11 protein-coding genes, 1 pseudogene and 1 riboswitch are annotated in these 13,450 nt (G+C 69.2%); of the genes and pseudogenes, 5 read left to right on the forward strand and 7 right to left on the reverse strand.

Translation table 11 applies throughout. The features are described 5' to 3' along the window. Positions 1-15: 15 nt before the first annotated feature. The 6 genes from ABT114_RS22450 to ABT114_RS22475 all read right to left on the reverse strand — a co-directional run bounded on the left by ABT114_RS22450 (position 16) and on the right by ABT114_RS22475 (position 7,201). Positions 16-1,032, reverse strand: a complete 1,017-nt coding sequence (locus ABT114_RS22450) for a ribonucleotide-diphosphate reductase subunit beta (RefSeq protein WP_351144602.1) — start codon at positions 1,030-1,032, stop codon at positions 16-18. Then, positions 1,032-3,410, reverse strand: a complete 2,379-nt coding sequence (locus tag ABT114_RS22455; protein ID WP_351144603.1) for a ribonucleoside-diphosphate reductase subunit alpha — start codon at positions 3,408-3,410, stop codon at positions 1,032-1,034. The genes ABT114_RS22450 and ABT114_RS22455 overlap by 1 nt, the downstream gene beginning before the upstream one ends. A gap of 122 nt (positions 3,411-3,532) precedes the next feature. Next, positions 3,533-3,657: riboswitch (cobalamin riboswitch) on the reverse strand. Positions 3,658-3,709: 52 nt separating this feature from the next. Further along, entirely contained in the window at positions 3,710-4,216 is a 507-nt protein-coding gene (locus ABT114_RS22460; RefSeq protein ID WP_351144604.1) for a GNAT family N-acetyltransferase, read from the reverse strand. A gap of 92 nt (positions 4,217-4,308) precedes the next feature. Further along, positions 4,309-5,937, reverse strand: a complete 1,629-nt coding sequence (mctP, locus tag ABT114_RS22465) for a monocarboxylate uptake permease MctP (protein ID WP_351144605.1) — start codon at positions 5,935-5,937, stop codon at positions 4,309-4,311. Further along, positions 5,934-6,200: a DUF3311 domain-containing protein gene (locus ABT114_RS22470; RefSeq protein ID WP_351144606.1), complete on the reverse strand. Its 267-nt coding sequence runs from the start codon at positions 6,198-6,200 to the stop codon at positions 5,934-5,936. Before ABT114_RS22470 ends, mctP begins: the two co-directional genes overlap by 4 nt. 236 nt (positions 6,201-6,436) lie before the next feature. Further along, positions 6,437-7,201, reverse strand: a complete 765-nt coding sequence (locus tag ABT114_RS22475) for a GntR family transcriptional regulator (RefSeq protein ID WP_351144607.1) — start codon at positions 7,199-7,201, stop codon at positions 6,437-6,439. 423 nt (positions 7,202-7,624) lie between these two features. Here ABT114_RS22475 and ABT114_RS22480 point away from each other — a divergent pair, with 423 nt between their 5' ends. The 4 genes from ABT114_RS22480 to ABT114_RS22495 all read left to right on the forward strand — a co-directional run bounded on the left by ABT114_RS22480 (position 7,625) and on the right by ABT114_RS22495 (position 12,290). Then, positions 7,625-8,902 (forward strand): extracellular solute-binding protein, encoded by a 1,278-nt coding sequence (locus tag ABT114_RS22480; RefSeq protein ID WP_351144608.1) that lies wholly within the window; start codon positions 7,625-7,627, stop codon positions 8,900-8,902. 80 nt (positions 8,903-8,982) lie between these two features. After that, positions 8,983-9,969: a carbohydrate ABC transporter permease gene (locus ABT114_RS22485; RefSeq protein ID WP_351144609.1), complete on the forward strand. Its 987-nt coding sequence runs from the start codon at positions 8,983-8,985 to the stop codon at positions 9,967-9,969. Beyond that, positions 9,966-10,796 (forward strand): carbohydrate ABC transporter permease, encoded by an 831-nt coding sequence (locus ABT114_RS22490; protein WP_351144610.1) that lies wholly within the window; start codon positions 9,966-9,968, stop codon positions 10,794-10,796. The genes ABT114_RS22485 and ABT114_RS22490 overlap by 4 nt, the downstream gene beginning before the upstream one ends. 9 nt (positions 10,797-10,805) lie before the next feature. Continuing rightward, positions 10,806-12,290 carry a glycoside hydrolase family 3 protein gene (locus ABT114_RS22495; RefSeq protein ID WP_351144611.1) on the forward strand — a complete coding sequence of 495 codons (1,485 nt, stop codon included), beginning with the start codon at positions 10,806-10,808 and terminating at the stop codon, positions 12,288-12,290. A gap of 90 nt (positions 12,291-12,380) precedes the next feature. Here ABT114_RS22495 and nagB read toward each other — a convergent pair whose 3' ends face one another. After that, positions 12,381-13,166, reverse strand: a complete 786-nt coding sequence (nagB, locus tag ABT114_RS22500) for a glucosamine-6-phosphate deaminase (protein ID WP_351144612.1) — start codon at positions 13,164-13,166, stop codon at positions 12,381-12,383. 114 nt (positions 13,167-13,280) lie between these two features. Between nagB and ABT114_RS22505 the strand changes: the two are divergent. Next, positions 13,281-13,436: pseudogene (locus ABT114_RS22505) on the forward strand (TetR/AcrR family transcriptional regulator); the annotation flags it as partial. Between the last annotated feature and the right edge of the window lie 14 nt (positions 13,437-13,450).

Consider the following 13,450-nt stretch of genomic DNA (forward strand, 5'->3'; position numbering starts at 1 on the left):
AGAGACCGGACGGGATCAGAAGTCCTCGTCCAGGTCGACGGTGCCCTCCACCGCGACCTGGTACGCCGACGGGCGCCGCTCGAAGAAGTTGGTCAGCTCCTGGACGCCCTGCAACTCCATGAAGGAGAAGGGGTTCTCGGAGCCGTAGACCGGGGCGAAGCCGAGCCGCTGGAGGCGCTGGTCGGCGACGCACTCCAGGTACTGCCGCATCGACTCGGTGTTCATGCCCGGCAGACCGTCACCGCACAGGTCGCGCCCGAACTGCAGCTCGGCCTCGACGGCCTCGCGCAGCATGTCGGTCACCTGCTGCTGGAGCTGGTCGTCGAACAGCTCCGGCTCCTCCTTGCGGACGGTGTCGACGACCTCGAAGGCGAAGCTCATGTGCATCGTCTCGTCGCGGAACACCCAGTTGGTGCCGGTGGCCAGGCCGTGCAGCAGACCTCGGCTGCGGAACCAGTAGACGTACGCGAAGGCGCCGTAGAAGAACAGGCCCTCGATGCACGCGGCGAAGCAGATGAGGTTGAGGAGGAAGCGGCGGCGGTCGGCCTGGGTCTCCAGGCGGTCCAGCTTCTCGACCTCGTTGATCCACTTGAAGCAGAACTCGGCCTTCTCGCGGATGGAGGGGATGTTCTCCACGGCGGCGAAGGCGGCCGCGCGGTCGTCCGGGTCGGGGAGGTAGGTGTCCAGGAGCGTCAGGTAGAACTGGACGTGGACGGCCTCCTCGAACAGCTGGCGGCTCAGGTACAGCCGCGCCTCGGGGGAGTTGATGTGCTTGTACAGCGTCAGCACGAGGTTGTTCGCGACGATCGAGTCGCCCGTCGCGAAGAACGCGACCAGCCGGCCGATCATGTGCTGCTCGCCCTGTGACAGTTTCGCGAGATCTGCCACATCCGAGTGGAGGTCCACCTCCTCCACAGTCCAGGTGTTCTTGATGGCGTCCCGGTAGCGCTCGTAGAAGTCGGGGTAGCGCATGGGGCGCAGGGTCAGCTCGAAGCCCGGGTCGAGGAGGTTCTGGTTACGGGTGGAGCTCATTACTGGCAGGCCTCGCAGGACTCGGGGTTCTCAAGGGAGCAGGCGACGGCGTCGGGGTCGGCCGCCTGCTGGACGGGGATGGTGGCTTGCGCCTGGGCCGCGCGGGCGATGCGGGTCGCCGGGCGGGAGCGCAGGTAGTACGTCGTCTTCAGGCCCGACTTCCAGGCGTACGCGTACATCGAGGAGAGCTTGCCGATGGTCGGCGTCTCCAGGAACAGGTTCAGGGACTGGGCCTGGTCCAGGAACGGGGTCCGGGCGGCGGCCATGTCGATCAGACCGCGCTGCGGGATCTCCCACGCCGTGCGGTACAGATCGCGGACGTCCTGCGGGACCCAGGTGAAGCCCTGCACCGAACCGTTCGAGTCGCGCAGCGCCTCGCGGGTCTGCGCGTCCCACACGCCGAGCTTCTTCAGCTCGTCCACCAGGTACGAGTTGACCTGGAGGAACTCGCCGGACAGCGTCTCGCGCTTGAACAGGTTGGACACCTGCGGCTCGATGCACTCGTACACGCCCGCGATGGACGCGATGGTGGCGGTGGGCGCGATCGCGAGGAGGAGCGAGTTGCGCATCCCGGTGGCGGCGACACGTTCGCGCAGGGCCGCCCAGCGCTCCGGCCAGGTGAGCTCGACGTCGTAGTGGTCGGGGTGCAGGACACCCCGGGCGGTACGGGTCTTCTCCCAGGCCGGCAGCGGGCCGTTGCGCTCGGCCAGGTCGGCGGAGGCCTCGTACGCGGCGAGCATGATGCGCTCGGCGATACGGGTGGAGAGCTGCTTGGCCGCCGGGGAGTCGAAGGGCAGGCGCAGCTTGAAGAAGACGTCCTGCAGACCCATCGCGCCCAGGCCGATCGGACGCCACTTGGCGTTCGAGCGGCCCGCCTGCTCGGTCGGGTAGAAGTTGATGTCGACCACGCGGTCGAGGAAGGTGACGGCGGTGCGGACGGTCTCGTCCAGCCGCTCCCAGTCGATGTCGCCGTCGACGACGAAGGCGCCGAGGTTGACCGAGCCCAGGTTGCAGACCGCCGTCTCCCCGTCGTCCGTGACCTCCAGGATCTCCGTGCAGAGGTTGGAGGAGTGGACGACGTGGCCCGGCTCGGCCGTCTGGTTGGCGGTGCGGTTCGCGGCGTCCTTGAAGGTCATCCAGCCGTTGCCGGTCTGCGCGAGGGTGCGCATCATGCGGCCGTACAGGTCGCGGGCGGCGATCGTCTTCTTCGCCAGTCCCGCCGCCTCCGCCCTGCGGTAGGCCGCGTCGAACTCGTCGCCCCACAGGTCGACCAGCTCGGGTACGTCGGCGGGGGAGAAGAGGGACCACTGGGCGTCGGCGTTCACGCGGCGCATGAACTCGTCCGGGATCCAGTGCGCGAGGTTGAGGTTGTGCGTACGGCGGGCGTCCTCACCCGTGTTGTCGCGCAGCTCCAGGAACTCCTCGATGTCGGAGTGCCAGGTCTCCAGGTAGACCGCGGCCGCGCCCTTGCGCCGGCCGCCCTGGTTCACCGCGGCGACCGAGGCGTCGAGGGTCTTGAGGAACGGGACGATGCCGTTGGAGTGCCCGTTCGTGCCGCGGATCAGCGAACCGCGGGAACGGATCCGGGAGTACGAAAGGCCGATGCCGCCGGCGTGCTTGGAGAGGCGGGCGACCTGGTGGTAGCGGTCGTAGATGGAGTCCAGCTCGTCCAGCGGGGAGTCGAGGAGGTAGCAGGACGACATCTGGGGGTGCCGCGTGCCGGAGTTGAAGAGCGTGGGGGAGGAGGGGAGGTAGTCGAGGCGGCTCATGAGGCCGTAGAGCGCGGCGACTTCGTCCAGCGCGCGTGCGCCTGCTTCTGAATCGAGCGCAGTGTTCTCGGCCAGGCCGCTCGCGACGCGCAGCATGAAGTGCTGGGGCGTCTCGATCGCGCGACGGGTGATCGGGTGCCGGAGCAGATAGCGGCTGTGCAGGGTGCGCAGGCCGAAGTAGCCGAAGCGGTCGTCGGCGGTGGCGTCGACGAGTGCGTCGAGACGGTCGGCGTGAATGCGCACGAACTCCGCCGTACGGTCGGCGATGAGTCCTTCCCGATGTCCGACGGCGACGGACTCGGTGAATGTCGTCACGCCCTGCGAGGCGGCTTCGGCGGCGATGCTGATGGTCAGCAGCCGGGCGGCCAGCCTGGAGTAGGCCGGATCGTCGGAGATGAGCCCCGCGGCCGCCTCCGTGGCCAGCTCGCGCAGCTCCGTCTCGTCCGCCCGCGCGGACCGGCCGCGCAGCGCGGCGGCGGCGACCCGGCCGGGGTCGGCGTCGGGGAGGTCTGCGGTCAGCTCGGTCAGGGTCCGCAGCAGCGCGGCACCGGGACCGTCGGGCTCCATCGCCGGGGTGGCTGAAACCGGATCGGCTGGCGCGATGGTCACGTGGGGCTCTCCCTCGCTCGGCACGGGGCCTTGCGGAGGGCAGGGGCAGCACACGAGCGCACGGGGCGTCGCGTCCACCGGCCCATTCCACGAGGCCCGGACGTCAGGGCACCCGGACCGGACGGCCGGGCGCGCTGTCGGCAGGTCCTCGGACTGACTCCTGTACACAGATATGCACAAGTACACCGTTGCGGGACAGTTCCGGATTCGCACCGGATTCCCCTGCGGCGACAGCGAGCATGAGCATACATCTTGTGCCGGGCTGCGGCGTCACCCCCAGATGTTGTGTCGGGTCGGCGTCAGAGCGTCAACTCGTAGGTGAGGAGAGTGATGTCGGCGAGCTGCGGAATCGGGTTCCAGTCGCGCTCGGGGCTGCGGGTGAAGCCGAGCCGCTCGTAGATCCTGTGGGCGGAGTGCATGGTGCGCTGAGTCGACAGGACCACGCGCACGCAGCCTTCGACGGCTCGGGCGCGGTCGAGGCAGGCGCGGACGAGGGCCTCACCGGCACCCCGGCCGCGGGCCGCGCGGTCGACGGCGAGCATCCGGATCTCGGCCTCACCGGAGTCGGCTATGTCGGCCATGGACCCGCCGGACGGGACGAAGGTCACGCCGCCCAGGACGCGGTCGTGCGCCACGGCGACCAGCACCTCGGCGGCGGCCGCCCGCTTGCCGACGTCCCGCAGCTCGCCGAGGTACTCGTCGCTCTCGCCGAACTCGAGGAGACCGTCATGGAGGTAGGCCTGGGCGGTGATCTCGCCGAGCACCGTGTATTCCGCGGGGTTCGCCTGCCTGATCGAGATGTCCATGAGGCCGATTGTGCCGGACGGGTACGACAACGGGCCGCCGGATTTTCTCCGACGGCCCGCTGATGCTCGTACCTGGCTGATGCTCGTGTCTGCTAGTGGGCTGCTCCCGCAGTCGCCGGCGGCAGTTCCACCTGGACGCCGGGGTCGCCCGCGTCCGCCGTGTAGTCCGCCGGGGACGTCTCGTCGATGCCCTCCGGAGCCTTCACGGCCTTCAGGACGAAGGTGAGGACCACCGTGACGACGACGTTCAGGACGAACGCCGTCAGGCCGATGTAGCCGATCTCGCCGATGCCCGGGATCTCCTTCGACGAGCCGCCGAAGTGCTTCTGCGTGGGGGAGGCGACACCGTACGCGGCGAGCGTGCCGTAGACCATGCCGACCGCCCAGCCCGCGAGCAGCGCCCAGCGGTGGAACCAGCGGGTGAACAGGCCGCCGACCAGGGCCGGGAAGGTCTGCAGGATCCAGATGCCGCCCAGCAGCTGGAAGTTGATCGCGACCGTCTTGTCCATGGTCAGGACGAAGACCAGAGCACCCACCTTCACCAGGAGCGAGACCAGCTTGGAGATCTTCGTCTCCTGCTCCGGCGTCGCGTCCGGCTTGATGAAGTCCTTGTAGATGTTGCGGGTGAAGAGATTCGCGGCCGCGATGGACATGATGGCCGCCGGGACGAGCGCTCCGATGCCGATCGCCGCGAAGGCCACGCCCGCGAACCAGTCCGGGAACATGTCCTCGAACAGCTGCGGGATGGCCAGCTGGCCGTTCTGCACCTTCACACCCGCCGCGATCGCCATGAAGCCGAGCAGGGCCAGCAGGCCCAGCATCAACGAGTACAGCGGCAGGATCGTGGTGTTGCGGCGGATCACGTCACGGCTCTTCGAGGACAGCGTCGCGGTGATCGAGTGCGGGTACATGAAGAGGGCCAGCGCGGAGCCCAGCGCCAGCGTGGCGTAGGTCCACTGGCTCGCCTCGCCGGGAACCACCGCGCCGCGCGGCTTGCCCGTCGCCGGGTTCGTCTGGCTGAACGCCTCACCCGCCTTGGCGAAGATGTCGTCGAAGCCGCCGAGCTTGATCGGGATGTAGATGATCGCCACCGCGATGACGATGTAGATCAGCGCGTCCTTCACGAACGCGATCAGGGCGGGGGCGCGCAGACCCGACGAGTACGTGTACGCCGCCAGCACGCCGAAGGCGATCAGGAGGGGGAGGTCCTTCACGAACCAGTTCGTGTTCTCGCCGCCGCCCACGCCCATCACGTCCAGCACCGCCTGGATGCCGACGAGCTGGAGCGCGATGTACGGCATCGTCGCGAGGATGCCGGTCACGGCGACGGCCAGCGACAGGCTCTTCGAGCCGAAGCGGCCGCGCACGAAGTCCGATGTCGTCACGTACCCGTGCTTGTGCGAGACCGACCACAGGCGCGGCAGGAACGTGAAGATCAGCGGGTAGATCAGGATCGTGTAGGGCACCGCGAAGAAGCCCGCCGCGCCCGCCGCGTAGATCGCCGCCGGGACCGCCACGAAGGTGTACGCCGTGTACAGGTCGCCGCCGAGCAGGAACCAGGTGATCCAGGTGCCGAACGACCGTCCGCCCAGGCCCCATTCGTCGAGGCTGTGCTCGTTCTCGGCCCTGCGCCAGCGCGCGGCCAGGAAGCCCACGACCGTGACGGCCACGAAGAAGAAGATGAAGACGCCGAGCGCGACGCCGTTGACTCCGTCCTTCACTTCGACGCACCACCCTTCTGGGAGGCGCGGGCGCGCTGGTCACGCTGCCACAGCTGGTACGCGGTCATCGTCAGCGCCGTGGAGATGAGCACCCACAGCATCTGGTACCAGTAGAAGAACGGGATGCCGATGAGTGTCGGATCCGTCTTCGCGAACGAACCGACCCACAGCATCGCCACGAAGGGCGCGACGAGGCAGAGGGCGATGACGACGCGGACAGGCGTCACCAATGGCCCTCTGTCCACTTCTGGTGTATTTGACATCTGGCGGGTCCGTCCCCTCACTGATCACCGTTAACGCGCAGGCAATCTAGGTCACGGTGTCGCAGAAACGGAACCCCTCGTCCGTATATCGGGCACACGGCGGGCGTCGGAGGCGTCATCAGCAGCAGCGGAACCCCTGTCGGGGGTCCCGTTCCTGTCGGTCCGTCCGTATCTGCTCGAAGTCCCGCCGGGAGAGCAGGCGCGGCGGTTGTGCTACACCGCGTGCGCCAAGTCGGTCAGTCCTGCGGGCGCTTCAGCCGGGCCACGAACTTGTAGCGGTCCCCCCGGTACACCGACCGCACCCACTCCACCGGCTGGCCGTTCTTGTCCAGCGAGTGCCGGGACAGCATCAGCATGGGCAGGCCCACGTCGGTGCCGAGCAGGCCCGCCTCGCGCGGGGTGGCCAGCGAGGTCTCGATGGTCTCCTCGGCCTCCGCGAGGTGGACGTCGTAGACCTCGGCGAGGGCGGTGTACAGGGACGTGTACTTCACCAGGGACCTGCGCAGCGCCGGGAAGCGCTTCGCCGACAGGTGGGTGGTCTCGATCGCCATCGGCTCGCCGTTGGCCATGCGCAGGCGCTCGATGCGCAGGACGCGGCCACCGGCGGTGATGTCGAGGAGGTCGGCGAGGGTGTCGTCGGCGGTGATGTAGCCGATGTCCAGGAGCTGCGAGGTGGGCTCGAGGCCCTGGGCGCGCATGTCCTCGGTGTACGAGGTGAGTTGGAGCGTCTGCGAGACCTTCGGCTTGGCGACGAAGGTGCCCTTGCCCTGGATGCGTTCGAGGCGGCCCTCGACGACGAGTTCCTGGAGCGCCTGGCGGACGGTGGTGCGCGAGGTGTCGAACTCGGCCGCCAGGGTCCGCTCGGGCGGGACCGGCGTGCCGGGCGCCTGCGTCTCCGTCATGTCCAGCAGGTGCTTCTTCAGGCGGTAGTACTTGGGCACACGCGCGGTACGGACGGTCGCCCCACCCTCGTTCTCCGCACTGCTGACGTCGGTGCTCATGCTCTGCCTTCCCGGCTCCGGGTGCCGAAGCGACCGACATACCCGTCGGCCGCGGCTCACATCGTGGCACGGCTTCGTGTGTGGGTGTCCCCTGCGGATGACCTCGCACGTTCCGTGATCCCCTCTGTATACCGTCGGGGCCCATGTTGGTCTAGTCCAGCGCGCCGGGCCGGCGGTCGCGGTACACGCGAACAGGGCAGCCCGTTCTGGTCGCTTGCGAAATGAAAAGTCCCTGCATATCGCGGTCCCGTAACGGACGACTCGGGCCCCCTCGAACACCCTTGACAGCCCTATTGGTCTGGGCCAAGCTCCCCCCTACTGGTCTACACCATTGGTCCAGTCCCGGCCCCGCTGGGCGGTACCCACCACAACGGTCACCGCAGGGACCGTGGGGGGTTTGAGGGCATCCCTGAGGAGGGTGGCGTGAAGCGCAAGCTGACAGCCGCGATCGGTATCGCGGGCATGATGGTCTCCATCGCGGCGTGCGGGGGCAGCGACGACGGCGGTGACAGCAAGGCCGGGGCGGACGGTTACAAGGGCCAGACGCTCACCGTGTGGGTCATGGACGGCTCCTCGCCGGACCAGTGGCAGAAGGACGTCACCGCCGCCTTCGAGAAGAAGACCCAGGCGAAGGTCAAGTTCGAGATCCAGCAGTGGAACGGCATCCAGCAGAAGCTGACGACCGCACTGTCGGAGGAGAACCCGCCGGACGTCTTCGAGATCGGCAACACCCAGACCCCGGCCTACGCCAAGACCGGCGGCCTGGCCGACCTCGCGGACCTGAAGAGCTCCATCGGCGCCGACTGGACGCAGTCCCTCAACAACTCCTCCGTCTTCGACGGCAAGCAGTACGCGGCGCCCTGGTACTTCGCCAACCGCGTCGTCATCTACAACAAGAAGGTCTGGGCCGACGCCGGCATCAAGGACCTCCCGAAGACGCGCGACGAGTTCTACGCCGACCTCAAGCAGATCGGCGACAAGACCAAGAACGAGCCGATCTACCTGCCCGGCCAGAACTGGTACCACTTCGTCGGCCTGACGGTCGGCGAGGGCGCCGAGCTGGTCAAGAAGGACGGCGACAAGTACGTCTCCAACCTCGCCGACCCGAAGGTCGCCGCCGCCATGGAGACGTACAAGAAGTTCCAGGCGCTGTCCAAGGCGCCCAAGGACAAGGACGAGGCCACTCCGCAGCAGGGCGAGGTCTTCGCCAAGGGCAACGTCGGCGCGATCATCGGCATGGGCTGGGAAGCCGGCACCGCCATCCAGGCCAACCCGGCGATCGAGAAGGAGATCGGCTACTTCACCATCCCCGGTGCCACGGCCGACAAGCCCGAGGGCGTCTTCCTCGGCGGCTCCAACCTCGCCGTCGCCGCGGGCAGCAAGAAGCAGGCGCTCGCCAACGAGTTCCTGAAGATCGCCTTGTCCGACCAGTACGAGGGCGAGCTGGCCAAGCTCAACGGCGTCATCCCGAACAAGGAGTCGCTGCAGACCAACCTGACGGGCAACGCCGCCGCCGAGGCCGCCGCGCCTGCCGCCGCGGGCGGTGGCACCACGCCGCTGATCCCGGAGTGGGCCGCCGTCGAGAACGCCCCCAACCCGATCAAGACCTACATGACCGCCGTCCTGAACGGTAAGTCCCCGGCCGAAGCCGCCAAGCAGGTCGAGAGCGAGTTCAACAAGCGCCTGTCACAGCAGCAGTAGCGCTCTGAAGGAGGCGGGGGCCGCCCTCCCGGTGGCCCCCGCTCCCGGCGTCGACCAGGTCGAGAGAAGAGATGGCGAGCATGACCGTGCAGACCGAACGGCCGCCCTCCGGTCCGGCGGACGTCCGCAAGTCGGACGACGGAGGACCCGGCAGGCCACCACCGCGAGCCGCGTCGCGCACCGGCGCGCTCGCCCCGTACCTCCTGCTGCTGCCGGCCTGCGCGGCCACCGTGCTGCTGCTCGGCTGGCCGCTGCTGAAGGACCTGCTGCTGTCGTTCCAGAACCTCAACATGGGGCAGCTGATCCAGCATGTCACCGAGTGGAACGGCATCGGCAACTACAAAGAGGCCCTCACCGGCGAGGACTTCTGGCGGGTCACCCTCCGTTCGCTGCTGTTCACGGCCGTCAACGTCGTCCTGGTCATGCTCCTGGGCACCCTGGTCGGCCTGCTGCTCGCCCGCCTCGGCAGGCGCATGCGGGTGACCCTGATGGTCGGCCTGGTGCTGGCCTGGGCGATGCCCGTGGTCGCCGCGACCACCGTCTACCAGTGGCTGTTCGCCCAGCGCTTCGGGGTCGTCAACTGGGTGCTGGACAAGCTCGGGTGGCACTCCATGGCCGACTACAGCTGGACCAGCAGCCAGCTGTCGACGTTCTTCGTCGTCACCCTCCTGATCGTCTGGCAGTCGATCCCGTTCGTCGCGATCAACCTGTACGCGGCCACCACCACCATCCCCGGTGAGCTGTACGAGGCAGCGGCCCTCGACGGCGCCGGCGTGTGGAGGAGCTTCACCACGGTCACGCTGCCGTTCCTGCGGCCCTTCCTCTACGCGACCACGTTCCTGGAGATCATCTGGATCTTCAAGGCGTTCGTGCAGGTCTTCGCCATCAACGGCGGCGGCCCGGACCGGCTCACCGAGACCCTGCCCGTCTACGCCTACATCGAGGGCGTCGGCAACCAGCACTACGGCATGGGCGCGGCGATCGCCGTGCTGACCATCCTGATCCTGCTCGGCCTCACGGCCTACTACCTGCGGATCGTGCTCAAGCAAGAGGAGGACGAGCTGTGAAGCGCTCGCTCTTCGGCCGTCTGTGGCCCAACGTCACGGCCGCCGTCCTGTTCGTCGGCTTCGTCTTCCCCGTGTACTGGATGTTCGCCACCGCCTTCAAGCCGACCGGCGACATCATCGCGGACGACCCGGTCTGGTTCCCGACCGACATCACCTTCGAGCACTTCAAGACGGCGACCGGCGTCGACCACTTCTGGACGTATGTCGGCAACTCGCTGATCGTCACGGTCCTCGCGGTCGTCTTCGCGCTGGTGACAGCGCTCGCCGGGTCCTTCGCGCTGGCGCGGATGCGGTTCCGGGGACGGCGCGGCTTCGTCGTCGGCCTCATGCTGGCCCAGATGGCACCCTGGGAAGTCATGGTCATCGCGGTGTACATGATCGTGCGTGACTCGTCGATGCTGAACAGCCTGGTCCCGCTGACTGCCTTCTACATGATGATGATCCTGCCCTTCACCATCCTCACGCTGCGCGGCTTCGTCGCCGCCGTGCCCAGGGAGCTGGAGGAGGCGGCGTTGGTCGACGGCTGCACACGCGGCCAGGCGTTCCGCCGGGTCATCCTGCCGCTGCTCGCCCCCGGCCTCATGTCCACCTCGCTGTTCGGCTTCATCACCGCCTGGAACGAGTTCCCGCTCGTCCTGGTCCTCAACAAGGAGGCCGAGTCCCAGACGCTTCCGCTGTGGCTGTCCCGCTTCCAGACCGCCTTCGGCGACGACTGGGGAGCGACCATGGCGGCGTCCTCGCTCTTCGCCATCCCGATCCTGATCCTCTTCGTCTTCCTGCAGCGCAGGGCCGTCAGCGGCCTGACCGCCGGCGCCGTGAAGGGATAACGCCATCCGATGACGACATTCGCCAGCGGCACCGACACGCTCACCCGTGACGCCCTGACGGTCCTCCAGCCCGGCTTCCCCGGCACCACGGCCCCCGACTGGCTGCTGCGGCGCCTCGGTGAGGGCCTGGCCTCCGTCGGCCTGTTCGGCCGCAACATCGCCTCGCCGGAGCAACTGGCCGCCCTGACCGCGCAGTTGCGCGCCGAGCGGAACGACGTGCTGGTCGCGATCGACGAGGAGGGCGGCGACGTCACGCGCCTGGAGGTGCGGACGGGTTCCAGCTTCCCCGGCAACCACGCGCTCGGCGCGGTGGACGACACCGAGCTGACCCAGGAGGTGGCCTTCGAGCTGGGACGACGGCTCGCGGGGTGTGGCGTCAACCTGAACTGGGCGCCCTCCGCGGACATCAACTCCAACCCCGCCAACCCGGTCATCGGTGTCCGTTCCTTCGGCGCCGACACCGCCCTGGCCGCCCGGCACGCCGCCGCCTACGTCACCGGCCTCCAGGCCGCGGGCGTCGCCGCCTGCACCAAGCACTTCCCGGGCCACGGCGACACGGCCGTCGACTCCCACCACGCCGTGCCCCGCATCGACGCGGACGCCGCGGTGCTGGCGGAGCGCGAACTGGCCCCGTTCCGCGCGGCCATCGCCGCCGGCACCCGGGCGGTCATGAGCGCGCACATCCTGGTCCCCGCCCTGGACCCCGACCACCCGGCAACGTTGTCCCACCGCATCCTCACCGGCCTGCTGCGCGGCGAACTCGGCTACGACGGCCTGATCGTCACCGACGGCATGGAGATGCGGGCGATCGCCGCCACCTACGGCATCGAGCGCGGCAGCGTCCTCGCCGTCGCGGCCGGCGCCGACGCGATCTGCGTGGGCGGCGGCCTGGCCGACGACGAGACCGTACGACGCCTGCGCGACGCCCTCGTCACGGCCGTGCGCTCGGGCGAACTCGCCGAGGAACGGCTGGCGGACGCGGCGGAACGGGTGCGCGCGCTGGCCCGCTGGACGACGGCGGCGGCTCCAGCGGAGGCGCGCGAGGTCCGCGCCGACGTGGGGCTCGTCGCCGCCCGACGCGCGCTCACGGTGACGAACGCACAGCCGTACGAGCCGCCCGCCGAACCCCCGTACGTCGCCGCCTTCTCCCCGGTCGCGAACATCGCCGTCGGCGATGAGACCCCCTGGGGCGTGGCCGCCGAACTGGCCCGCCTGCTGCCGGGCACGGAGACGGGCAGCTTCGCGGGCGAGGACGCGGGGCGGGTGGCGCTGGCGGCGGCGGGGGAGCGGCGGATCGTCGCCGTCGTCCGCGACGAGCACCGCCACCCGTGGATGGCGACGGCCCTCGACGCCGTGCTGGCGGCCCGCCCCGACACGATCGTGGTCGAGATGGGCGTCCCCCAGGCCCCGCCCCGCGGCGCCCTCCACATCGCCACCCACGGCGCGGCCCGCGTGTGCGGCCGGGCGGCGGCGGAGATCATCGCGGGGCAGTAGACCGCACGGCACGGGTACCTGCGACGAAGGCGCCGGCCCCTTTCGGGGAGCCCGGCGCCTTCACGCATTTCGGCACGTCCGAGGCGCCGGTCAGATCCCCTGCCACTCCGGCTTGTGGGCGTACGTGTGCCGGAAGTAGTCCGCGAGTTTCAGCTTGGACGCGGCGGCCTCGTCGACCACGACCGTCGCGTGCGGGTGGAGCTGGAGTGCCGAGGCCGGGCACACCGCCGCGACCGGCCCTTCCACGGTCGCGGCGACCGCGTCCGCCTTGCCCTCACCGGTCGCGAGCAGCACCAGGTGCCGCGCCTCCAGGATCGTGCCGATGCCCTGGGTGATGACGTGGTGCGGCACCTGCTCGATGTCGCCGTCGAAGAAGCGCGCGTTGTCCACGCGGGTCTGCTCCGTCAGCGTCTTGATCCGGGTGCGCGAGGCGAGCGAGGAGCAGGGCTCGTTGAACCCGATGTGCCCGTCGGTCCCGATCCCCAGCAGCTGGAGGTCCACACCGCCGGCCTCGGCCAGCGCCCGGTCGTAGGCCTGGCACGCCCCCTGTACGTCCTCGGCCGTGCCGTCGGGCCCCAGGAACGCGTCCATCCCGATCCCGAGCGGCTCCAGCACCTCGCGGCGCAGTACCGAGCGGTAGGACTCCGGATGGTCGGCGGACAGCCCCACGTACTCGTCGAGCTGGGCGATCCGCGCCCGCGAGGCGTCCACGGCGCCGGAGCGCACCTTGCCCGTCAGCGCCTGGTAGACGGGCAGCGGCGTCGAGCCGGTGGCCACGCCCAGCAGCGCGTCGGGCTTGCGCCGCAGGAGCTGCGCCATGGCCTCGGCGATGAGCTCGCCGCCCGACCGGGCGTCCGGAACGATGACAACTTCCACGCTGGGCCTGCCGTTCTGGAGAGAGCCGAAGAGGGGTGAAAAGGTCGGTGCGATTGCTCTATGTGGTTTAGACCAATCTAACAGAATCGCCTCGGCCGGTCCCGCCCGGACTGGCTCGTCATCCACGCGGCCACCAACTGCACGAGCCCGGAGGTGGAGGAGTCGCTGCGCGCTCGCCGCAAGCAGGGCGTGCCCCGACAGGCGCGGGACGGGGCGAGCCGGGAGGAACCGGAAGCGTTCGCGGAAATTGTCGTGACCATCTGGCCCCGCGGGTGTCCCGGGCG

Source organism: Streptomyces sp. NPDC002088, from assembly GCF_040296605.1.
Taxonomy (GTDB): Bacteria; Actinomycetota; Actinomycetes; order Streptomycetales; family Streptomycetaceae; genus Streptomyces.

Bases quoted from the DNA above. Each gene is read 5' to 3' on its own strand.
- ABT114_RS22470 (WP_351144606.1), bottom strand. From the start codon at position 6,200: ATGTCAAATACACCAGAAGTGGACAGAGGGCCATTGGTGACGCCTGTC.
- ABT114_RS22460 (WP_351144604.1), bottom strand. From the start codon at position 4,216: ATGGACATCTCGATCAGGCAGGCGAACCCCGCGGAATACACGGTGCTC.
- ABT114_RS22495 (WP_351144611.1), top strand. From the start codon at position 10,806: ATGACGACATTCGCCAGCGGCACCGACACGCTCACCCGTGACGCCCTG.
- ABT114_RS22485 (WP_351144609.1), top strand. From the start codon at position 8,983: ATGACCGTGCAGACCGAACGGCCGCCCTCCGGTCCGGCGGACGTCCGC.
- ABT114_RS22475 (WP_351144607.1), bottom strand. From the start codon at position 7,201: ATGAGCACCGACGTCAGCAGTGCGGAGAACGAGGGTGGGGCGACCGTC.
- ABT114_RS22450 (WP_351144602.1), bottom strand. From the start codon at position 1,032: ATGAGCTCCACCCGTAACCAGAACCTCCTCGACCCGGGCTTCGAGCTG.